Annotated in this window: 15 protein-coding genes; 2 read left to right on the top strand and 13 right to left on the bottom strand. The window is 72.9% G+C overall.

Features of this window, described 5'->3' with window-relative positions; translation table 11 throughout:
- Positions 1 to 3: 3 nt before the first annotated feature.
- From ACZ56E_RS21040 to ACZ56E_RS21000, 9 genes are all read right to left on the bottom strand, one after another.
- The gene (locus tag ACZ56E_RS21040; RefSeq protein WP_471216160.1) at positions 4 to 5,562 is read right to left on the bottom strand and encodes a type I polyketide synthase; all 5,559 of its coding nucleotides are present in this window, start codon (positions 5,560 to 5,562) and stop codon (positions 4 to 6) included.
- Positions 5,559 to 5,948, bottom strand: coding sequence for a hypothetical protein (locus ACZ56E_RS21035; RefSeq protein ID WP_471216159.1), 390 nt, complete (start codon positions 5,946 to 5,948; stop codon positions 5,559 to 5,561). The genes ACZ56E_RS21040 and ACZ56E_RS21035 overlap by 4 nt, the downstream gene beginning before the upstream one ends.
- A gap of 52 nt (positions 5,949 to 6,000) precedes the next feature.
- The gene (locus tag ACZ56E_RS21030) at positions 6,001 to 6,759 is read right to left on the bottom strand and encodes an SDR family NAD(P)-dependent oxidoreductase (RefSeq protein WP_471216156.1); all 759 of its coding nucleotides are present in this window, start codon (positions 6,757 to 6,759) and stop codon (positions 6,001 to 6,003) included.
- Positions 6,756 to 8,138: a class I adenylate-forming enzyme family protein gene (locus ACZ56E_RS21025; protein ID WP_471216154.1), complete on the bottom strand. Its 1,383-nt coding sequence runs from the start codon at positions 8,136 to 8,138 to the stop codon at positions 6,756 to 6,758. The genes ACZ56E_RS21030 and ACZ56E_RS21025 overlap by 4 nt, the downstream gene beginning before the upstream one ends.
- Positions 8,135 to 10,264 carry a non-ribosomal peptide synthetase gene (locus ACZ56E_RS21020; RefSeq protein WP_471216152.1) on the bottom strand — a complete coding sequence of 710 codons (2,130 nt, stop codon included), beginning with the start codon at positions 10,262 to 10,264 and terminating at the stop codon, positions 8,135 to 8,137. The genes ACZ56E_RS21025 and ACZ56E_RS21020 overlap by 4 nt, the downstream gene beginning before the upstream one ends.
- 1 nt (position 10,265) lies before the next feature.
- Positions 10,266 to 11,414, bottom strand: coding sequence for an acyl-CoA dehydrogenase family protein (locus tag ACZ56E_RS21015; protein WP_471216150.1), 1,149 nt, complete (start codon positions 11,412 to 11,414; stop codon positions 10,266 to 10,268).
- Between the two features lie 45 nt (positions 11,415 to 11,459).
- Complete coding sequence (locus ACZ56E_RS21010) at positions 11,460 to 11,723, bottom strand: acyl carrier protein (protein WP_362993608.1); 264 nt, start codon at positions 11,721 to 11,723, stop codon at positions 11,460 to 11,462.
- Between the two features lie 15 nt (positions 11,724 to 11,738).
- A complete protein-coding gene (locus tag ACZ56E_RS21005) occupies positions 11,739 to 12,599 on the bottom strand; it encodes a 3-hydroxyacyl-CoA dehydrogenase family protein (RefSeq protein ID WP_471216144.1) in 861 nt (286 codons plus the stop codon).
- A gap of 143 nt (positions 12,600 to 12,742) precedes the next feature.
- Entirely contained in the window at positions 12,743 to 13,966 is a 1,224-nt protein-coding gene (locus ACZ56E_RS21000) for an ACP S-malonyltransferase (protein ID WP_471216141.1), read from the bottom strand.
- Positions 13,967 to 14,449: 483 nt separating this feature from the next.
- Here ACZ56E_RS21000 and ACZ56E_RS20995 point away from each other — a divergent pair, with 483 nt between their 5' ends.
- A complete protein-coding gene (locus ACZ56E_RS20995; RefSeq protein ID WP_468611667.1) occupies positions 14,450 to 14,827 on the top strand; it encodes a DUF1844 domain-containing protein in 378 nt (125 codons plus the stop codon).
- A 20-nt stretch (positions 14,828 to 14,847) separates the two neighbouring features.
- Here ACZ56E_RS20995 and ACZ56E_RS20990 read toward each other — a convergent pair whose 3' ends face one another.
- Genes ACZ56E_RS20990 through ACZ56E_RS20980 form a run of 3 tightly spaced genes read right to left on the bottom strand, consistent with a single transcriptional unit; the run spans position 14,848 to position 18,621 of the window.
- Entirely contained in the window at positions 14,848 to 15,582 is a 735-nt protein-coding gene (locus ACZ56E_RS20990) for an SseB family protein (protein ID WP_468611668.1), read from the bottom strand.
- Positions 15,583 to 15,631: 49 nt separating this feature from the next.
- Positions 15,632 to 16,801 (bottom strand): type VII secretion-associated serine protease mycosin, encoded by a 1,170-nt coding sequence (mycP, locus tag ACZ56E_RS20985; RefSeq protein WP_471216137.1) that lies wholly within the window; start codon positions 16,799 to 16,801, stop codon positions 15,632 to 15,634.
- Entirely contained in the window at positions 16,798 to 18,621 is a 1,824-nt protein-coding gene (locus ACZ56E_RS20980; protein WP_471216135.1) for a hypothetical protein, read from the bottom strand. The genes mycP and ACZ56E_RS20980 overlap by 4 nt, the downstream gene beginning before the upstream one ends.
- Before the next feature lie 350 nt (positions 18,622 to 18,971).
- Between ACZ56E_RS20980 and ACZ56E_RS20975 the strand changes: the two genes are divergently transcribed.
- A complete protein-coding gene (locus ACZ56E_RS20975; RefSeq protein WP_471216132.1) occupies positions 18,972 to 20,186 on the top strand; it encodes an amino acid deaminase/aldolase in 1,215 nt (404 codons plus the stop codon).
- A gap of 15 nt (positions 20,187 to 20,201) precedes the next feature.
- Here ACZ56E_RS20975 and ACZ56E_RS20970 read toward each other — a convergent pair whose 3' ends face one another.
- Positions 20,202 to 21,155, bottom strand: coding sequence for a DUF2510 domain-containing protein (locus tag ACZ56E_RS20970; protein WP_471216128.1), 954 nt, complete (start codon positions 21,153 to 21,155; stop codon positions 20,202 to 20,204).
- Positions 21,156 to 21,172 lie beyond the last annotated feature (17 nt).

Genomic DNA, 21,172 nt, shown 5'->3' with positions numbered 1-21,172 from the left:
GGGTCAGCTCTCCTGTTCCTGCGCGTCGAGCAGGGCCGCGACGGTTTCGAGTCCGGCGTGGTCCAAGTGGTGCACCGACATGAGGAGTTCTCCGGCGGCCTGGGGTGTCAGCCGCTCGCCCGGTGCCCGTGGCGCCGTGGCCGCGTCGGCCGCCGGGCCGCCGGCCGTCTCGCGGTCGAGGCCCTCGCGCAGGGCCGTTTCGAGCCGGTGCACCGGCTCGTCCTGGAGCAGCAGACCGAGCGGCAGGTCGACCCCGAGGTCCGCGCGGATGTCGCTGCGGATCTCCAGGGCGAGCATCGAGTCGACGCCGAGGGCGGTGAGCGACGCCGCCCGGTCGACGCCGGTGGCTTCGGCGCCGACGCGCTGCGCCAGGACGTACGTCAGGTACTCGGCGGCCAGCGTCTGCCGCCGCTCCTGTCCGGCGGAGCCCCAGGCGCGTAGCAGGTCGGTGCCGGGGGTCGCGCCGGGCGAGGCCGGTTCGGGCCGTCCGGTGGCCGTTTCGGGCCGGTTGCCGGGCCGTCGTCCCGGTGCGAACCGGGACAGCTGGGTGTCCCAGTCGAGTGCGAAGACGCCGTGCACGGCGTCGTGGCCGCCGGCGAGGAGCGGGCCCAGGGCGGCGAAGACCCGCCGCGGATCGAGGAGGGTGAACCCGGCCGCCGCCATGCGGTCGCGGTGCCGCTGGTCGAGACGGGCCGTCATGCCCTCCGTGACCGGGCCCCAGCCGAGGCTGAGGGCGGGCAGCCCGCGGTCGTGGCGGTGCTGGGCGAGGGCGTCCAGGTAGGTGTTGGCCGCCGCGTAGTGCGCCTGCCCGGCCGCTCCGAGCAGCCCGGACGTCGACGAGTACAGCACGAACAGGTCGAGGTCCTCGTCCAGCGTGGCCCGGTGCAGATGCCAGCCGCCCGCGACCTTCGGGGCGAGGACCCGCGCGAAGGCGTCCCAGGTCAGACCGGTGAGGAGCGCGTCCTCCACCACACCCGCCGCGTGCAGGACGCCCCGCAGGGGGACCCCGCCGTCGCGGATCCGCGCCATCAGCCGTTCCACGTCGGCCTGTTCGGAGACGTCGGCGGCGACGACCGTGCAGCGCACGCCGCTCCGCTCCAGCTCCGCGAGGGTCTGCCTGGCCGGTTCGGCGGGCGCGCCGCGTCCGGTGAGCACGAGGTGCCGCGCCCCGTGGTCGGCGAGCCAGCGCGCCGTGCCGAGGCCGAGCGCGCCGAGGCCTCCGGTGATCAGGTAGGTGCCGTCGGGCCGGGCCCGGAACTCCCCGGCGGGGGTGCCGCGCCGCTGGTCGAGGCGCGGCACCCGCACCTTGCCGTCGCGGACGGCGGCCTCGGACACCTGCTCAGCGTCGCCGGTCAGTACGTCGACGAGTGCCGTGCGGAGGCAGGTGCGCAGGTCGTACGGGTCGACGTCGACCAACCGCACGTCGGTGTCGGGGAGTTCGTGGACGGCGCTGCGGCCCGCGCCCCACAGCGTGGCCTGCTGCGGGTGGAGGACGGGCCCGGGCCCTCCGGTGTGCAGCGCGCCACTGGTGATCAGCGCCAGCTGGGACGGCGCAGGACGGCCCGTCCTCTCCAGGGTGCGCACCAGGGCCGGGAGGCTGCCGAGGGCGCGCCGCTGGAGCGCGCTGTCGGGTTCCGCCGCGAGCAGGTCCAGGCCGGCGCAGTGCAGCACGCCGTACGGCCCGGTGATCGGTAGGTCGCGCAGGGCGGCTTCGAGTTGCCCGGCGTCCGCGATGTCACCGACCGGGAGCAGGGTGACGCCGGACTGGACCGTGTCCGGTCGGCTCCCGTCCGGACCATCCGTCAGGACCGCGCAGCGCGCGCCCTGTTGGGCAGGGCCGGCGATCGCGGACGCCCAGTGCCCCTGCCGGTCGGCGAGAACGAGCCAGTGGTCCGGCAGTCCGGTGCCGGGCCGCACGGAGTCGAGGGCCTTCCAGCGCTGGACGTGGACGGTGCCCGGGTCGTCGGTGCCCGTCACCAGGTGCGGCGGGACCAGGCGCAGTTCCAGGCCGGTCAGTTCGACGAGGGGCCGGCCGTCTTCGGAGTCGATCCTGACGTCGAGGAGGGCGCGCGGGGTGTCCGATGCGAAGTCGGCCCGGTTGTGGACGGTCGCCCGGACGCGGGCGGAGCGCGGCACCTCGTCGACGGGGTGGAACACCGCGTGTTCGACGCGGAAGGGCAGCAGCAGTCCTTCGAGGCGTTCCGTGTCCAGGACGTTGAGGCCGATGGCGGTCTGGACGCAGACGTCGATGAGCACGGTCTTCGCCGGGCGCGCGGCGGGGTCGAGGAATTCGGGGACGGTGATGTCCGCCTCCGCCCGGCCGTCCCGCAGCCGCAGCTCCCGCAGCCAGCGGAACGCCGGCCCCAGGTCGTAGCCGAGCCGGTGCAGCTGCCCGTACAGGGCGTCGCCGGACAGCGTCCGGGCCCACTCGCCCTGCTCGGCGGGTGCGTCGGCGCGCCGGTCCGCGGCGGCGGCCGCGGTACGGATGCGGCCCTGGGCGTGGGTGGTCCAGGAGGTGTCGAGGTGGGCGGCGGCGCCGGGGCGCCGGCCGAGCACTCTGACGTCGGCGGTCGTGCCGCGCGTCTCGTCGAGGACGATCTGGAGGCCGGTGGGCTCCTCGTCCAGGGCGAGGGCCCGGGGGAACACCAGGTCCTCGACGAGCACGGGCCGCTGACCGCCGAACGCCTCCAGGAGACACGCGGTGTGGTAGGCGCCAGGGACGACGACCCGGCCCAACAGCACGTGATCGCCCAGGAATTCGGGCGCGCGGTGGTCCACACCGCTCTCCCAGCGGCGCTGGGAGGCCTGAGGGAGCGGCATCCTGCGCAGGTCGGTGAGACCGGCGCCGGTCGGCGGGGCGACCCGGGCAGTTGTGGTGGCGGCGGCGCGCGGCGCGGGTGAGCCGTCCTCGCCGACCCAGTGCCGCTGCCGGGCGAAGGGGTACGTGGGTGCGACGACCCGGCGCCGCCGGAAGGGGGCGTGGAAGGCGGACCAGTCGACGCGTACGCCGTCCGCGTCGAGTTCGGCGAGGGTCCGCTGGAGGGTGTCCCAGTCCGAGGCCCGGGAGGTCAGGCCGGCGAGCCAGACCGTGTCCGGCTCCCGCCTGCCGCTGCCGAAGCCGGTCAGGGAGCGGCCTGGCCCCATCTCCACGAAGTGCGTGAAGCCGTCGGCCAGCAGTGTGTCGACCGCCTCGCTGAACAGCACCGGGGAGGCCAGCTGGCTCGCCCAGTAGTCGCCGCCCAGCTCGTCGGGGGCGGCGACGGCGCCGGTCAGGTTGGTGACGAGGGGGGTGCGCGGGGGCCGGTGGGCGATGCCCTGCGCGGCCTGCCGGACGCGCTCGGCCGCGGGGGCCATGAGCGGGGAGTGGAAGGCGTGGGTGACGTCGAGTTCGACGACGGCCCAGCGGCGCTCCAGGCACGCGGCCCGCACGGCGCCGAGGGCGTCGGCCGTGCCGGAGAGCGTGTACCGGCCGGGCGCGTTGTGCCCGGCGACGGCGAGGTCGCGGCCGTAGGGGCGGACGAGTTCGCGCAGCTGCGCCAGGTCGGGGCAGCGTACGGCGATCATGCCGCCGGGCTCGGCTGCCTCGGCGATCGCCGCGCCGCGCTCCGCGACGAGCCGCAGCCCGTCCTCCGCGGTGAGCACCCCGGCCGCGCAGGCGGCGGCGTACTCGCCCAGGCTGTGTCCGGCTACCGCCTGCGGCCGTACGCCCCAGGAGGCCCACAGCTCGGCCGTCGCGACCTGGAGCAGGAACATGGCGGGCTGCAGGATCTCGGCGCGGGCCAGCAGTTCGCCCGACCGCTCCCGGTCGGCCAGCGCGGCCTCGATGTCGACGCCGGTCAGTTCGCGGAACAGGTCGGCGTGGCGCGCCAGCGAGGCCCGGAATCCGCTGTGCCGCTCGTACAGGTCGGCGCCCATGGCCGCGTACTGGGCGCCCTGCCCGGAGAAGAGGAAGGCGACCTTGGGCGGGCGGGCCGCCTCGCGGCCGTGCACCGCCGTGCTGTCCGTGCGGCCTTCGAGCCAGGCCTCCAGCTGTTCGGCGGCGTCCGCCGTGGAGGAGGCGAGCACGCTCACCCGGTGCGGCAGTCTGCGCCGGCCGACCTGGCTGGTGTGGGCGAGGTCGGCGAGGTCGTCGGCCCCGTCCCGGCCGCTCAGGTCCTCGGCCCAGCGTGCGGCCGCCGCCTTGAGGCCGTCCGCCGTCTTCGCGGAGACGGTGAGGAGTTCCCGGGGCAGCAGGACGGGCTCGGCGGGCGTCTGTGCCGGTGCCTGTTCGAGGACGGCGAAGGCGTTGGTGCCGCCGATGCCGAGGGAGTTGACGGCGGCGCGCCGCACCTCGGTGGGCCACGCCTCGGGCTCGCCGTTGATGTACAGGCCGGAACCGTCGAGGCGGAGCCGGGGGTTGAGCTCCTCGACGTGCGGGCTGGGCGGGACGACGCCGTGGTGCAGCGCGAGGACCGTCTTGATGAGTCCCGCGATGCCCGCGGCGGCCTCCAGGTGGCCGACGAGGGCCTTGACCGAGCCGAGGGCGCACACCGCGTCGTCGCCCAGGGCGCGGCGGATGGCGGACACCTCCAGCGGGTCGCCGAGCAGGGTGCCCGTGCCGTGCGCCTCGACGTAGCCGAGGCCGGCCGGCGGGAGCTGCGCGACGGTCAGCGCCTGTCGCATGGCGGCCAGCTGGCCGTCCACCGTGGAGGCGCCGTAACTGGTCTTGCCGCCGCCGTCGTTGTTGACGGCGGTGCCCCGGATCACGGCGTGGACGGTGTCGCGGTCGCGCAGGGCGTCGGCCAGGGGGCGCAGCACGACGGCTCCGACGCCGCTGCCGAAGACCGTGCCGCGGGCGCGGGCGTCGAAGGGCCTGCAGCGGCCGTCCGGGGAGAGGATGCCCTGGTCCTGGTGGAGGTATCCGGCGAGTCCGGGGACGCGCACGGTCACGCCGCCCGCGACGGCCGTGTCGCACTCGCCGAGGAGCAGGCTCTGGCAGGCCAGGTGGACGGCGACGAGCGAGGTGGAGCAGGCCGTCTGCACGGTGAGGCCGGGGCCGGTGAGGCCGAGTTTGTACGAGACCCGGGTGGCGAGGAAGTCCTTGTCGTTGCCCAGGTGCTCCAGTGACGCCGTGCTGTCGAGGAACCTGCCGCCGGGGCCGAGCACTTCGGGGAGGTAGCCGGCGAGGACGCCGCCGGCGCCGCCGAACACGCCGGTCGACTGGCCCGCGTACGGCGCGAGGCGGCCTGCGTGTTCCAGGGCCGCCCAGCACGTCTCCAGGAAGACCCGCTGCTGCGGGTCCATGAGCGCGGCCTCGCGCGGCGCGATGTCGAAGAGGCCCGCGTCGAAGCGGTCGGCGTCGTCGAGCACGGCGGCCGTCTTGACGTAGTCGGGGTGGCCGATCCACTGCTCGGCCACGCCCGCGCGGCGCAGCTCGTCGTCGGTGAGGTCGCGCATCGCGGGCCTGCCGGCCACGATGTTCTCCCAGAACTGGCCGATGTCGGCTGCTCCGGGGAACCTCCCGGCCATGCCGACGACCGCGATGAACCCTGCGGCCGCGTCGTCGGCCAGTTCGTCGCTCATGCCTGGCCCCGCGCCTTCGAACGCAGGGCGCGGACCCGCTGCGCGGCGCTGCGGCCCGCGGCCATGCCGGCGGCGGTCGGGGCGTCGGCGGGGGCGGGCGCGAAGTCGGCGGCGGTGCCGCCCTCGGCGGCGATGTCGTAGGCGCGGTACAGGTCGTCGACCGTGCGGATGGCGGTGATCGGGACGAGTTCGCTGAACGGGTCGAGGTCGAGCTCCACCTCCAGCATGGCGGTGATCCTCGCCAGGTGCAGGGAGCGCAGGCCGAGGTGGTCGACGAGCAGGTCGGTGTCCTTGATCTCGGGGAGCGGCCCGCCGTCGCGGTCCTCGCCCACCACTTCCTCGATCATTTCGAGCACTGCGGCCTTGATGGCTTCTCTGCGACTCACTGCTGGCCTCCGGGACGCGTGCGGCTGCTGGACAGGGACGACGGGTGTGCGCTCAGCATGTGAACCCGCCGTCGACGGTGAGGGTCTGGCCGGTGATGAACCGTGCCTGGTCGGAGATGAGGAAGGCGAAGACGCCGACCAGGTCGTCCAGGGTGCCGAGGCGCCCGAGGGGGGTGCGCCGGGCGACCCGGTCGCGGGTCTTCTCGGACATGCCCGCGGTCATGTCGCTCTCGAAGTAGCCGGGGGCGAGTCCGACCACGCGGATGCCGACCGGGCCGACCTCACGGGCGAGGCTGCGGGTGAATCCGTCGAGCCCGGCCTTGGCGGCGCTGTAGACGGAGACGCCGGGCTGACCGCGGAGTCCGTTGATGGAGGAGATGTTGACGATGCAGCCGCCGCCCGCGGCGAGCATCGGCTTGAGGCAGGCCCGGCTCAGCTGCAGCGGCAGGGACATGTTCACCAGCAGGGAGTGGTCGATGTCCGCGGGCGGGGTGGTCGACAGGAGCCCTTCGAGGCCGACTCCGGCGTTGTTGACGAGCAGGTCGACCCGTCCGAAGCGCCGCAGCACGCCGCGTACGAACTCCTGGGGTGCCGTGCCGGTGTCGGCGCCGTCCAGGGCGCTCCAGTGCAGCCGGTCCGGGTCGTCCAGGCCCGCGCGCAGCTTGACCAGTTCGTCGGACTCCGTGCGGCTGAACGTCGCGACCCGGTAGTCCTGTTCGAGCAGGTGCCCGATCAGTGCGAGGCCGAGGCCGCGGCTGCCGCCGCTGACCACGGCGACCCGGCGCCCGTCCTGGTTCGTTGCCCGGCTCATCCCGTCCACCCCTGTCGCTTGAAACGACTGCCGTGCAGTTGTTCCTCGGTCTGTGTGATGACTGCGGGCACCTGGTGGGGTGCGAGCAGCGTGGTGCAGTGCTTGCGCAGCCGTCTGGCCATGTGGCGGGCGTCCTCGGGCTCGACGACCTGGACGCGCGCGGCCACGATCTGCCCGGTGACGGCGTTGGCCCGGCCCTCGACGACCACGTCCCGGACGTTGTCGGCCTGGAGCAGGGCGTTCTCTACCTGGGCGGGGAAGACCTTCTCGCCGCCGATGTTGATGCAGTGCGAGCGCCTGCCGATGATGCGCAGCAGCCCGTCCCCCGCCTCCTCCACGGCGTCCCCGGTGTCAAGCCAGCCGTCGTCGTCGAACGGGTCGGGGCTGTTGAGGTAGCCGCGCATGCTGCTGGGCGAGCGGATCCAGAGGGTGCCGTCGACGATCCGGGTCTCGAAGCCGTTGCCGCCCACCCGCATCAGGAGTGAGCCGTTGGCCTCCGAGCGGGTCGGCAGGATGCCCGTCTCCGTCAGTCCGTACGTCTGCTTCAGCCGCGCCTCGGGGAACGTCTCCGCCAGGTGCTTCAGCGTCACGTCGCGCATCGGCTCGGTGCCGTAGGTGATGATCCGGAGCGACGACAGGTCGTGGCTGCGGTACGCCCCGGAGATCAGCAGCATGTTGAGGAACGTGGGGGTGGTCGGGAGCAGTTCCACCCGGTGGCGTTCGATCGTGGCGCAGATGTGCTCGGCGGTGCGCCGGGTCTCCACGATCACGGTGCCGCCCGAACAGAGCGTGTGGAACAGGGTGTTGATGCCGCCGATGTGGTCCATCGCCATGAACTGCAGGGCACGCAGGGGGCGGCCCGGCTCGGTGCGGAACCGGTCGAGCAGCTGGGGGAAGGAGTGCAGTGCGGCCTTCACCTCGCCGGTGCTGCCCGAGGAGTAGAGCACCAGGCCGGCTTCCCGGCCGTCCCTGAGCGACTCGAGGAGCGGGTGGCGGCCGCCGGTGCGGGGCAGCGTCCGCGCCTGCCAGGCGTCCGGGCCCGAGAACGTGAAGACGGTCTCGACGTCGGCGATGTCGAAGCGGGGGCCGCGGGCGTCCGGCGGCGGGTCGTTCGGCGCCAGCGGTACGACGGTGCAGCCCTCGCGGATCAGGGCGAGGACCAGCGCCACGGAGGCGGTCGAGGTGTCGGCGACCACGGCCACGGAGGAGCCGGGGCGCACACCCGCGGCGGTGAGTTCGCCGCGCCGGGCGAGGACCGACTCGACGAGTTGTCCGTAGTCGGCCGTGCCGCCGGTGCCGGTGATCGCCTCGCGGCCGGCGAAGCCGCGCAGCCGGTCGAGCAGCCAGTCCATCTCCACGTCCTGTCGGGGTGCGTTCACAGTCGCTTTCCTCGTGCCGTGAGGTCCGGGTCGTCGGTCAGCGAGCGGCGGTCGATCTTGCCGCTGGGGGTGCGGGGCAGCCGGTCGAACCGGTCGTACGTCGCCGGCACCATGTAGGCGGGCAGGCGGTCGGCGACGTATCCGCGCAGCGTGTTCCTGTCGAGTGCGTCGGTGCCGGTGACGGCGGCGCGCAGCACGGCGATGAGGGCGTTCGTCTGCTCCAGGCGGACCGCGCACTCGACGACGCCGGGGGCTTCGAGGAGGACGTTCTCGATCTCCTGGAGGTCGATCCTGATGCCGCGGATCTTGACCTGCTGATCCTGGCGGCCCAAGAACTCGATGTCTCCGGAGGGGAGCCAGCGGGCGACGTCCCCGGTGTCGTACATGCGGCCGTCCGGGCGTCCGTACTCGGGGACGAACTTCTCCCGGGTCAACTCCTCGTCGCCGAGGTAGCCGCGGGCGACGCCGACACCCGCGACGTGCAGGGTGCCGAAGACTCCGGCGGGCATCGGCTGGCCGTGCCGCAGGACGTACAGCCGGGTGTTGTCGATGGGGCCGCCGATGGGCACGCGGGGCGCGGTGTCGCCGGGCGCGCAGGTGTACGCGGTCACGTCGACGGTCGTCTCGGTCGGCCCGTAGAGGTTCACGAGCCGGGTTCCGTTGGGGGCGCCCAGGACGGTGTGGAAGGAGTCGACGACCTGCCGGGGCAGGATCTCCCCGCTGGAGTAGAGGACCCGCAGCCCGCTGAGTGAGTCGGCGAGTCCGCTGCGCTCCACCTCGTCGAGGAAGACGTTCAGCATCGAGGGCACGAAGTGGATCGCGGTCACGCCGTGCCGGCGCACGCCTTCCGCGAGCGCCAGCGGGAACCTCTCGGCGCCGGGGGCGGGCAGGTACATCCTGCCGCCGCCGAACATCCACCAGAACAGTTCCCAGACGGACACGTCGAAGATCACGGGGGTCTTCTGGACGAGCGTGTCGTCGTGGTCCAGCGGGTGGTCGCGCTGCATCCAGCAGAGCCGGTTGACCACCGAGCGGTGCTCGACCATGACGCCCTTGGGGCGGCCGGTGGAACCGGAGGTGTAGAGGACGTACGCGAGGTCGTCGGGCGAGCCGTGCAGGCCGGCCTCCGGGACGGGCCCGGAGGTCAGTTCGGGCGCCTCAAGGACGAGTGTCTCCACGGGCAGTTCGCGTCCCGCGAGGAGGTGCTCCTGGCCGACCACCGCCCGTGCGCCGCTCCGTTCCAGGATGTCCTGGATCCGCAGCGCCGGCGCATGCGGGTCGAGCGGCGTGTAGGCGTATCCCGCCTTGAGTACGCCGAACAGCGCGACCGGCAGTTCGAGGCTCCGCTCGGCGAGGACGGCCACGACCACGTCGGTGCCGTCGCCCAGGCGCCCGCGCAGTGCGTGGGCGAGCCGGTCCGACCGCTCGTCCAGTTCGGCGTACGTCAGTTGCGCGTCGTCCGTCGTGACCGCCACCCGGTCCGGCGTCCTGGCCGCCTGCGCGCGGAACACGTCGTGCAGCGTGAGGTCGTCGGGGAAGTCACGGGCCGTGGCGTTGAAGTCCGTCAGGACCTCGGACCGCTCGGGTCCGGTCAGCACCGGGCACGCGGCCAGGGGCCGGCCCGGCTCGTCGAGCGCGTGGCCGAGGAGCGCGGCGAAGAGTCCCGCGAGTACGTCGCACTCCGGCCTGGGCGCGCTGTCGGACCGGGCCGCCAGTCTGCCGTCGACGGGGTCGAGTGCCAGGAGCGGCCCGTCCGCGGTGGTCTCGTGCGGATGCCGGGCGCCCTCGTCGGCCGTACCGGGGCCGAGGACGAGCCAGTGGCCGGCGGCGGCGGTGGCCTCCTCCGCGCTCCGCGACCGCATGTCCTTGGCGATCCGCTCGGCGTGGGCCGTGAGGGAGAGCTCCGGGTCGATGCCGGTCTCCACCACGAGGACCTTGTCGTCGCCTCCGACCGCCGCGCCGGGGACGGCGACGCACAGGGTCATCTCCGTGACGAATCCGGCGTAGTGGAACGCGGCCGCGGCCGCCGCGGCGGTCAGGGCGAGCGTCTCCCCCGTCGCGTCCGCGGTCAGCAGCGCGAGCCTCTCGCGGGTCCGCCGGTCGAGTCCTCTGGCTGCCCGTGCCATGTCAGAGCCCCTTCTTCGCGTGCGTCCGCAGCAGGCTGGGCGCAAGCATCCGTTCGACGATCTGCGTGGTGCCCTCGATGATGTTCAGGACCTTGCTGTCCCGGTACGCCCGCGCCGCCCTGCCCGCCTCCAGAACTCCGCGGGAAGCCAGCAACTGGACGGCCTGGGCCGCGTGTTCCTCAAGGACCCGGCAGGTGAAGTACTTCGCCATGAGGATCCGGTCGGACGCGTCCCTTGCGCCGTCGTCCACGGCCCGGGACGCGGCGAGGCACATCAGCTTCGCGGCCTCCAGGTCGGTGCCCATCCGCGTCACCAGGGACTGGACCTGGCCGTGCTCGACGAGGTGCTGTCCGAAGGAGCGGCGCCCCGCCACGAAGGCGGCGGCCTCGGAGACGACGGACTGGAGCATGCCGAGAGCCATCCAGGCGACGGCGTGCCGGCCGTGTTCGAGCGCGTGCGGCATCAGGATGCTCAGCCCGAACCCGTCCCGGCCCACGACGTGCCGCTCCGGTACGACGCAGTCACGGAAATCGACCCGGGCGAGCGCGGCGGCCCGCAGCCCGAGCAGCTCGCCCATGGGGCGGGTCACCAGGCCCGGGTTGTCCCGCTCGACGAGGCAGACCGTGGGGTGTCCCGCGCGCTGGGCGAACACGAGGAAGACGTCGGCCAGTTCACCGCAGGTGATGAAGACCTTGCCGCCGTTGAGCACCAACTCGTCGTCACGCTCGGTGAGTTCGGTTTCGATGGTGCTGAGGTCGCTGCCCGCGCCGGGTTCGGTCATGCAGATGGCGGCCGCCCGCTTCCCGGTGGCGAGCCCCGGCATGACCTCCCGCCACTGCTCTTCGGTGCCCCACTTGGCCACGGTCTGGGCGGCCATCCCGTGGACGTTCACATAGGAGGCGAGCGATGCGCTGACCCGGCCGAGCGCCTCGTACAGCAGCCCCGTGCGCACCGCCGTCGCCCCGCCGCCGCCCAGCTCAGCGGGGAGGGCCGCGCCCATCAGTCCCTCGTCGGCGCACCAGCGGACGACGTCGTCCGGCAGGGTGCCGAGCCGTTCCCAGTCGGCCGCGGTGTCGGCCCAGGCCGACTCGACACGGTGCACGAGGTCCGCGTGGTGCCGCTGCTCGTCCGTGGTCAGGAGGTGGTTCACGCCCGTCGATCCCTCTCTCGTCGGCGCCGCCGACACCCGCGGTGGTCAGGCACCGGCGACCGTCGCCGACTTGGCCTGGACCAGGTCGGCGATGCAGTTGACGGTCGAAAAGTTCTGCAAATCAAGGTCGTCGACGGACATCTTGATGCGGAAGGTGCTCTCCAGGAATCCGACCAGCTGTATCGCGAAGAGGGAATTGACCCGGCCCGTCTCGAAGAGGTTCTCGTCGAAATCGGGCGTACCACTCGTGTCGTACTGCGCCAGGTAGTCCAGGACAATCTGAGTGACTTCGTCACGGTTGATGCTCATGGAGAATTGGTCCTCTCAGTCTTCCGAGCGTTGCTGCGGGCGGTAGCGGTAGAACCCTTCTCCCGCCTTACGGCCGAGCCGTCCTTCCGCGACCATGTCGCGGAGGAGACCGGCACAGCGGAACTTGTCCTCGCCATAGGACTCGTGCAGGTGGTCAAGGGTCAGCGCCACGGTGTCGAGGCCGATGAGATCGGCGGTTTCCAGCGGGCCCATGGAATGGCCGAAACACTTCTTGAAAACGGCGTCGACGGTGGCGGGCTCGACGCCCTGCTCCTCGACCACGCGAATGGCCTCGTTGAAGAAGAGGTGCGAGATCCGGTTGCTCACGAAGCCGGGGAAGTCACCCACGACCACCGCGCTCTTGCCGAGTCGGTCGAGCAGTTCAAGGACGTAGGTCAGGCATTCCTCGGAGGTCGCGTCGCCACGCATGACCTCCACCGCGTCCTTGAGATACGAAGGGTTCATGAAATGGATGCCGATGACGCGTTCCGCGCGTGACGTCTCGGCGGCCAGCCTGCCGATGGGAATACTGGAAGTGTTCACTCCGATTCCCACATCCGGCGGCAGCACGGCGTCGAGACGGCCGTAGAGAACGCGTTTCACCTCCCACGACTCGGTGACGTTCTCCACCACGAAATCGCACCGCGTGACCTCCTCGAGGCGGGTCGTAAACACCACCCGGCGCAGGGCTTCTTCGGGGTCGATACGGGGCAGTCCGCGCCGGATCATCGGCCCGTAGCGGACCGCGTCGACGAGTTCGTCCTTCGCTTGCTTCAGCCGGGACTCGTCGGTGTCGACGAGGACCACGTCGAACCCGTGCAGAACGAAATCCGCGGCGACACCGAGCCCGATGCCCCCCGCGCCAATGACGCCCATCGTCCGTGCGGCACTACTTTTCGACACGCGTCACCCCTGGGTCGGAAGAGGAAGCAGAAGAGGAAGGAATGGTCTTCGGGCATGCCGAGCGTCGCCCGGGCAGCCGTGCTGCGCGGTCAGGAAGTCGAGGTGGGTGCGGGCCGCTAGCGGGCGGGCAGGAGACGGCCGTCGAGGACGCGCAGGAGCCGGCTCTCCTTCTCCGCTCCCCGCCAGCCCTTGCACTCCAGGATCCGGCCGGTCCGGTCGAGCGCGCGGTGCGTCTCGGCCGGCGTCCCCGGCCGCTTCTCCGCCGCGGCGTCCGCCATCGCGAGCAGTGCGGCGTAGGCCTGGTCCATGTCGTCGCGCTGTGCGGCGGACGGCTGTTCCCGGCAGCGGGTGCCCGCCGCCACCGCGAGGCAGCGGCCGACCAGCCGCGCGTGGTCGTCCGGGCCGAGGGTCATCGCCGCGCGGAGTTCTGCGGGACTTCCGTACCGCTCCACCGGCCAGGGCCTGATCCGGTCGGTGACCTTTTCGAGCAGGAAACTCAGTACGTTCCCGGGGCCGAATTCGATGGCGCTGCCGATGTTCTCCGCCAGGAACCTCCGCTGTACGGACAGCCATTGGACGGGTGAGACGAGCTGGTCGGCCAGGACTTCCCGGCTTCCGGCGCCGCCGGGGTGCGGCCGGCCGTTGACCGTGGAAAGGACGGCCGTGCGCGGCGGCGCGATGTCGACCGCGTCGAGCACGGCGGCCATCTCGCTCTTCGCCCCGGCCATCAGCGGGCTGTGGTAGGGACCTTCCATCCTCAGCGGATAGACACGGCCGCCGCGTGCCTCCAGCATTTCGGCCGCGCGCCCGACGAGTTCTTCCCTGCCCGACATGACGACCTGCCGCGGCGCGTCGACCGCCGACACGAAAAGGCCGCCTTCCGCACCGGCCACTCTCCCGCACACGCGCTCGACGGTCTCCGCGTCGAGATCGAGTGCCCACATCATGGTGCCGTCGACGCGGTCCGCCACAGCGCGAATGATCTCCGCCCTGCGCCGCACCAGATCGAGGGCGTCCGTGAAGCGGAGAGCGCCTGCGGCACAGAGCGCGGAATACTCGCCCAGGCTGTACCCCACGCAGTAGTCGAATTCCTGCCCCAGCTCGGCGGAGTAGGTCCGGTACATGGCGACGCTGACCAGGAAAGTGGTGAGCTGCGCTTCTTCCTGGCGCTTCAGCCTCGACTTGTTGGCCTTGTCGAAGATGAGTGCGGAGAAGTTCTCACCGAGGTGGTCGGAAGCCTCGGTGAAGGTGTCGCGGAATACGGCATGGTTATCGTGGAGCCGCTCCCCCATACCGGTGCGCTGGGCACCGATTCCTGGAAAGAGTGCGACCATCCCCATTGCCACGAAATAACCCCCCCCGTTCAAATCATCCAATGAATTTGAATCAGTTCGGAGGTTGAACCCATGACGAACGTGCGACGCAATCAAAGTCATTACGCCCCCCTGGCCTCTATGGCCGCTCCCCCCGCTGGAGACACCTTCTTCCACGGAAAGCGTCAAGTCAATACTTGACTTCGCGCGTTGCGACGTTTCGTAGCGCGGAGTGATCGCCGATAGAGACGGGTCGAGAGGTTCCGCATTGATCACCCACCGACCCGCAGTTGCTTCGGCAAACACTCACGAGTTGGCGGTGGATCGATAGTCGGGCAGGCACCTGCGGCTTCCGAACACCGGCAGGCGCGCGACATTACCTTCTGTTTACCTGTGCGACCATGCCGGGAGGACCGGGGGCACGCCGCGGGCCCCGGGCGACGCCGCCCGGGGCCCGGAGACCGCCATCAACTACGCTTGCACCGTTTCGGCCCTCAGGAAGATGTGAGCATGAGCGACGCGACCCCCACCCCCGAGTCCCCCGCCGGCGACTCCCCCGACTTCGACACCCTGACCCGTGACATCGCGGACGTCCCCGCGGTCGAGGTGATCACCACCGTGGCGGTCCACCTGATGAGCGCCGCCGCCGTCAACCTCGGCCTGGCCGAGGGCGGCGAGGGCCACAAGGACCTGGACGAGGCCCGCAAGCTGATCCACTCGCTGGCCGGCCTCCTTGACGCGAGCGCCACGGAGATCAGCTCGTTCCACGCGGCGCCGCTGCGCGACGGGCTGAAGTCGCTGCAGCTGGCGTTCCGCGAGGCGTCGCTGGTGAAGGACGAGCCGGGCCAGGGGCCGGGCGAGAAGTACACGGGTCCGGTCTACGGCTGATTCGTGACCGTACGTACCTCTCAGGTCGTACGTACATAGAGGGGCTCGCCCGGTGGCGTCGCCTCGGCCGGCAGCAGTGCCAGGTCGAGGCCGCGCACCAGGCGGGCCCTCAGTGTTTCGTCGGCGGCGATCCGCCGGGCCACACGCTGGGCGGCGTCGGCCGGGTCCGCGGCCGGGTCCAGGACGAGGGCGAGGGTGCCGTCGGCACGGCCGGGGCCGAGGTGGGCGCGGAGCACGACGGGCTCGGCGGCGACGGCGGCGCGGACCGCCTCGGTGACGGCCGGGTCGGCGAGCGGGTCGGCGCTCGCGCGCCCCTCGGCGAGGGCGAGCAGGGCGGAACGGCCCAGTTCATAGGGGACGGGGCCCGCGAGGTCGAGGACGATGGTGTCGGCCTGCTCGTGGGCGGCGGCCTGCAGCGCCTGGTGCAGCGGGACTGCGACGGGGCGGGCGGCCGGGTCCCACAGGGCGAGGGCCTCGATGGAGGTGAACGCGGGCAGTGCCTTGCGGTCGCCCGCCTTGAGGGTGGGGACGGCCATGTCGCTTGTCTTCTCCCTGCGCAGCCCGTTCTCGTCCTCCTCGACCTCGCCGAGCACGGCGACGACGGGGACGAGGAGCCGGGCCCCGGCGAGGGCTTCGAGGACCGGGCCGTGGGCCGTGCGGTCCGCGGACCAGGCGGCGAGCGCCGCGGCCAGCCGGGGATCGGCCGTCCCGTCGTCGTCGGAGAAGCCCGGATCGGGAATGTTCTTGTTCGCCATATTCGCCCTGTTCGACATGTTCGCCACGTGTCGACCCTACAGAGTGGTCTCAGTCGCGCCGCGGCGCCCCGGACCTGGTCCGCCACAGGTGGACCGCCAGCGCGAGCAGGGCGACACCGAGGCCGCCGGCGACCGGGCCGACCCAGCCCGCGGGGCCGTCGTCACGCCGCGTCTCGTCCGGGCCCCGGCCGAAGTACTTCGTGCCGTACGTCGCCGTGCGCGGCTCCTCGGGCTTGATCCGGCCGGCCCGGGCGAGCGCGGCGGCCGGGTCGATGAGGCCGAAGCCGCGGGAGTCGTCACGGCCGCCGGACGGGGCGTCGCGGGCCGTGTCCTCCAGGAGCTCCTTGATCTGCGCGGGCTGGAGCCCCGGGTACGCGGCGCGGATCAGGGCGACGGCGCCCGAGACGAAGGCGGAGGCGGCGCTGGTGCCCCAGCCCTCGTAGTACTTGCGGTCCGGGTCGGCGATGACGATGTCGTCGCCGGGGGCGGCGACGGTGGCGTACCAGCGGCGGGTGGAGAAGGAGGCGCGGGCGCCGTTCTCGTCGACGGCGGTCGCGGCGATCACGCCGGGGTAGGCGGCCGGGTAGGAGATGTGGTCGCCGCGCTCGCCGCCGTTGCCCGCGGAGGCGACGACGGCGACGCCCTTCTTCAGGGCGTACTGCACGGCGGCGTCCTCGGCCGGTTCGGGGTGGGCGGATTTCGAGTCGTCGCCGAGGGAGAGGTTGATGACGTCCGCGCCGTGGTCGGCGGCCCAGCGGATGCCTTCCGCGAGGGCGTTGCCGCGGGTGTTGCGGGCCTTCTTGCGGGCGGGGTCGCCGTCCTCCAGGATCACGCGGACCGGCAGGATCTTCGCCTCCGGGGCGATGCCGAGCACGCCGTCGCGGCCGCCCGCGCCGTGCCCGTGGCCCGCGATGATGCCGGCCATGGCGGTGCCGTGCCGGGCCCAGGGGCGGTCGCCGCGTCGGGCGCCGAAGCCGACCATGTCCTTGCCTTCGAGGACGCTGCCCGCGAGGTCGGGGTGCTCGGCGTCTATGCCGGTGTCCAGGACGGCGACGGTGATGCCGTGGCCCTTGCTGATCTGCCAGGCCTGGCTGGTGTGCATCGCGTCGAGGGCCCACTGCTGGGCGCGGATGCCGTCGTCGGCGTATGCGGTGGCGGTCGGGGCGAGGGCCACCGCGGCGGCGGCCATGGCGGCGACGACCGCCCGACGGGCCCTCATGCCGCCTTCTCCGCCGACGCGATGATCTTGCGCAGACCTCGCTCGACACGGTCGGCGATGCCCTTCGCCTCGTGGCCGAGGCCCGCCTGGGCGGGCGCCGACGTGGTGTTGCTGCCCATGGCCTCGGTGGCGGGCTGGGGGTCGGTGACGGCGCGGCCGTCGGCGAATCCGGAGACGGAGTACGCGACGACGGGCGCGTCCGGGAGCACGGACACGGTCCAGGCCGCCCGCTGCGCCTCTCCGAAGCCCTCGGCCGCGGTGCCCTTGGCGGCGTACGGCCGTGGCATGAGGTCGGTCCGCCGGTCGAGGCCCTCCTCCGTGAAACGGTTCCGCAGTGTCTGCATCGCGTCGGCGTCCGCCTTGGTGAACAGCAGGCCCACGGTGGTGACGTGGCTGCGGGTGGCGTCCGTGTACGTGGCCCGGAGCAGCCGCAGACAGCCGACCGGGTCGAGTGCCTTCTTCAACAGCGGGTCGAACGCGCCTCGGCAGCCGCTGTCCGGGGCGACGGCTATGCGGGTCCATGCGCGGTCGGCCCCGCCGGGTCCCGCGCCGTCCCCCTTCAGCTCCGGCGGGAAGAGCCGGTCGACGGGGACGCTGTGCCAGAGGGCCCCGGTGACCGTGTACGCACTCCGGGCGGCACCGCCCGCGGCGGACTCCCCGGTCAGCCAACTCCCGGTCGCCGCACCCCCAATGAGCCCGAGCCCGAGCACGACACAGGCCGCGGCCCCGGCCGCACGGGGACGCGCCCAGGCCCCGACGCCCCGCAGCCGGGAGGGGCGCCCCTCCCCCATGGCAGGCCGAGCAAAAAACACAACAGCCCGCCCCACACGTGAGCCAGCCGCCTCCCCCACAACCACGGGCGGCTCGTCGGGCAGCCGAGCAGAGCCCGACGGAGGCGCCGCCACATCGCCGCCGACGCCACACTGCGTACGAGCCACACCGCCCCCAACGCCAGCGTCCGTACGCCCCTCCCCCTCAACCACCGGCGGCACGTCGGGCAACCGAGCAGAGGACGGCGGAGGCGGCGCCACGTCGCCGTGCGGGCTGGGCGCGCCGTCGCCAGGGACCGACGCATCGGGCAACCGCGCCGGAACCGGCGGCAGGGGCGGCGTCTCACCGGAGACCTCACGCCGCGTGTGGAACACGCCGTCGCCAGGGTCCGGCTCGTCGGGTAGGTGGGCCGGGGCCGGCGGCAGCGGCGGCGTCTCACCGGAGACCTGACGCCGCAAGCGGGACGCGGCATCACCAGGGACCGGCTCGTCGGGCAACCGCGCCGGAACCGGCGGCAGGGGCGGCGTCTTACCGGAGACCTCACGCCGCATGCGGGACGCGGCGTCGCCAGGATCCGGCTCGTCGGGCAGGCGGGCCGGAACCGGCGGCAGCGGCGGCGTGTCACCGGAGACCTCAGGCCGCAAGCGGGACGCGGCGTCGCCAGGATCCGGCTCGTCGGGCAGGTGGGCCGGGGGCGGTGGTGTCTTGCCGTATGCCTTGCGGCGCGTGTCGGATACGTCCCCGTCGGCGGGCGGGGTGGCCAGGTCGCCGGAGGCGGCGGCCGTGTGCTTCTCGCCCGCGACCGGCGGCGCGGCGTCAGGCAAGCGTGCCGGGGTTGCGGGGTGCTGGGGGCGGGCCTGTTCGAAGGGGGCCAGGAGGTCCTGGATGCGGGCTGCCTGGTCCGAGTCCTCGTCCGGCTCCTCGTCGTGGAGGGCGAGGGTGGGGCGGGGACAGTCCAGCACCCAGTCCTGGTCGACCGGCGGCCGCACATCCGGGAAACGGGCGGACGGCACGGGCGGCGGCTCGTCCGCCTCGCCTGCCGGGGCCACGGGAGCCGGGATCGCGCGCGGCGGGGCCGTGGGCACCGGGGCCGAGGTCGCGGACGCCGGAGCGGTGGGAGTTGGGGGTGCGTGGGGTGGGGGCGGGGGGAGGGGTGGGGTTGGGGGGCGTGGGGGGATGGGGCTGTGAGGCGCCTCCGTGCTCATGCTCCCCCGTTTCCTCGCGCTCGGCCGGCCGGAGCGCTCGGTCGGCGAGGCTCCGTACGCACCGCTCGGCCAGGCTCCGTGCGCGTCACTCTACGGGCAGACCCACGGCGTACGGGAACTCAGTCCGCGCCCCCGGGCGATCTGCCCGGATCATCCCCCTACCCTCCGGTAATCGTGTCTGGCAGGCTTCGGCCATGACAGCCCGTGCCGCAGACCGAGCCGCCGACCGCGCCCGCTACGACCGCGCCACCGCCCACCTCGACGCCCCCCTCGCCCTCGTCGACCTGGCCGCCTTCGACGCCAACGCCGACGATCTCGTGCACCGGGCCGCGGGAAAGCCGATCCGGGTCGCCAGCAAGTCCGTGCGCTGTCGCGCCCTGCTCGAACGGGTGCTGGCCCGCGACGGCTTCGCCGGGATCATGTCGTTCACGCTCGCGGAGTCGCTGTGGCTGGCCCGCTCCGGCTTCGACGACGTGCTGCTCGCGTACCCCTCGGCGGACCGGGCCGGTTTCGCGGAGCTCGCCGCCGACCCGAAGCTCGCGGCCTCGGTGACCGTGATGGTCGACGACCCGGCCCAGCTGCGGCTGATCGACGAGGCGCGGGCCGGCGGCACCGAAGAGGTGCGGGTCTGTCTGGAGTTGGACACCTCCTTGCACGTGCTCGGCGGCAAGGTGCGGATCGGCGCGCTGCGTTCCCCGCTGCACTCCCCCGCGCAGGTCGCCGCCCTGGCCCGCGCCATCGTTCGGCGGCCCGGGTTCCGGCTCGTGGGTGTCATGGCGTACGAGGGTCATGTCGCCGGCGTGGGTGATGCCGTGGCAGGGCACCCTGCTCGGTCCCGGGCGATCCGGACCATGCAGGCCGCGGCCCGCAGGGAACTGGCCGCCCGCCGGGCGGAGACCATCGCCGCCGTCCGGGCGGTCGCGCCGGACCTGGAGTTCGTGAACGGCGGCGGCACCGGCAGCGTGCAGCACACCGCGGCCGAGCGCGCGGTCACCGAGATCGCCGCGGGGTCGGGGCTCTTCGTGCCGCGGCTCTTCGACAACTACACGTCGTTCAGCGGGCGTCCCGCCGCGCTGTTCGCGCAGCCCGTGGTGCGGCGGCCCGGCCCGGGGACGGTGACGGTCCTCGGCGGCGGCTATCCGGCGTCGGGCGTCGCGGGCCCGGACCGTTCGCCGGTGCCGTATCTCCCCGAGGGGCTGCGGTACGACCCGCAGGAGGGCGCGGGTGAGGTGCAGACGCCGCTGCACGGACCGGCGGCGGACGATCTGCTGATCGGCGACAAGGTGTGGTTCCGGCACGCCAAGGCCGGGGAGCTGTGCGAACGGTTCGAGACCCTGCACCTGGTCGAGGGCGACAAGGTGACGGGAAGCGTCCCGACGTACCGCGGCGAGGGACGTACGTTCCTCTGAACCCCGCCCAGCTCCTTACGGCGTCGCCCCCACGTCGTCTCCCACCCCGCCGCCCGTCGCGCTGTCCTCGACCGAGCGGATCCCGTCGGTGATCTCGTCCATGACGGAGACGGGCGGGGCGTCCTTCCCCGCGCCGACGCTGAACCGGACCATGACCATCGACTCCGAGCCGACGCTCGACGCGAAGGCGAGCGACTGGACGTACCCGCCGTCGCCCTTCGCCGTGTGCACGCGCCACCGCACGAGATAGCCGCTGCGGCCCGCGACGGCCACCTGGCCCTCCTTGACCTTCTCGTGGCCGGTGATGCCGCCGTACGGCTTGTTGTCCAGCTTGTCCTTGTCGTAGGCGGCGTCCGCCGCGTCCTTGATGTCGCCGAGGGCGAGGGCCTTGGGGTCCGTCTCGTCCGTGCCCGTCACGGGGCTCGACGTGACGGTGCCCTCGCGGCAGAGGCCGGAGTCGCCCGGGCAGTCGACGATGTCCGGGGTCTGGATGGTCGCGCCGCCGCCGAAGGAGTCGTCGTCCTTCTCCCAGCCGTCGGGCACCGGAAGCGTGATGCCGTTGAGGTCGTCGACGAGGGTGTCCGGGTCGGAGTCGGCGCTCGGCGACGCCGACTCCTTCTCCGACCCGGTGGGCGTCGGGCTGCTCTCGGCGGTGGCGCTCGGTGCCGGGGTGCCGCCCTTCGGGTCGCCGTCGTCCTTGGTGAGGGCGACGGCGCCCGCGACGATCGCCGCGACGAGGACAGCCCCGGCGACGCCCAGCGCGACGACCTTCGCCCGGCCGCCGCCCGGGGACGCCACCGGCATGACCGACGTCGTGTCCTGCGGCGGCCCGAACCCCTGGTGCGCCGGGACCACTTGGGGGGACTCGGGCGTCCGCCGGTGCTCGGTCCAGGCGGAACCGTCCCACCAGCGCTCGATGGAGGGCTGATGCGGGTCCGGGTACCAGCCGGGCGGCGTGGGCATGCTCATCCCGGCACTCTAAGACG

This window comes from Streptomyces sp. NPDC039480 (assembly GCF_055597165.1).
This window is presented reverse-complemented; position numbering and strand designations above follow the sequence as displayed.

Coding starts and splice junctions, on each gene's coding strand:
- ACZ56E_RS21040 (WP_471216160.1), bottom strand. CDS start 5,562: ATGAGCGACGAACTGGCCGACGACGCGGCCGCAGGGTTCATCGCGGTC.
- ACZ56E_RS21030 (WP_471216156.1), bottom strand. CDS start 6,759: ATGAGCCGGGCAACGAACCAGGACGGGCGCCGGGTCGCCGTGGTCAGC.
- ACZ56E_RS21020 (WP_471216152.1), bottom strand. CDS start 10,264: ATGGCACGGGCAGCCAGAGGACTCGACCGGCGGACCCGCGAGAGGCTC.
- ACZ56E_RS21010 (WP_362993608.1), bottom strand. CDS start 11,723: ATGAGCATCAACCGTGACGAAGTCACTCAGATTGTCCTGGACTACCTG.
- ACZ56E_RS21005 (WP_471216144.1), bottom strand. CDS start 12,599: ATGGGCGTCATTGGCGCGGGGGGCATCGGGCTCGGTGTCGCCGCGGAT.
- ACZ56E_RS21000 (WP_471216141.1), bottom strand. CDS start 13,966: ATGGGGATGGTCGCACTCTTTCCAGGAATCGGTGCCCAGCGCACCGGT.
- ACZ56E_RS20995 (WP_468611667.1), top strand. CDS start 14,450: ATGAGCGACGCGACCCCCACCCCCGAGTCCCCCGCCGGCGACTCCCCC.
- ACZ56E_RS20990 (WP_468611668.1), bottom strand. CDS start 15,582: ATGGCGAACAAGAACATTCCCGATCCGGGCTTCTCCGACGACGACGGG.
- mycP (WP_471216137.1), bottom strand. CDS start 16,801: ATGAGGGCCCGTCGGGCGGTCGTCGCCGCCATGGCCGCCGCCGCGGTG.
- ACZ56E_RS20975 (WP_471216132.1), top strand. CDS start 18,972: ATGACAGCCCGTGCCGCAGACCGAGCCGCCGACCGCGCCCGCTACGAC.
- ACZ56E_RS20970 (WP_471216128.1), bottom strand. CDS start 21,155: ATGAGCATGCCCACGCCGCCCGGCTGGTACCCGGACCCGCATCAGCCC.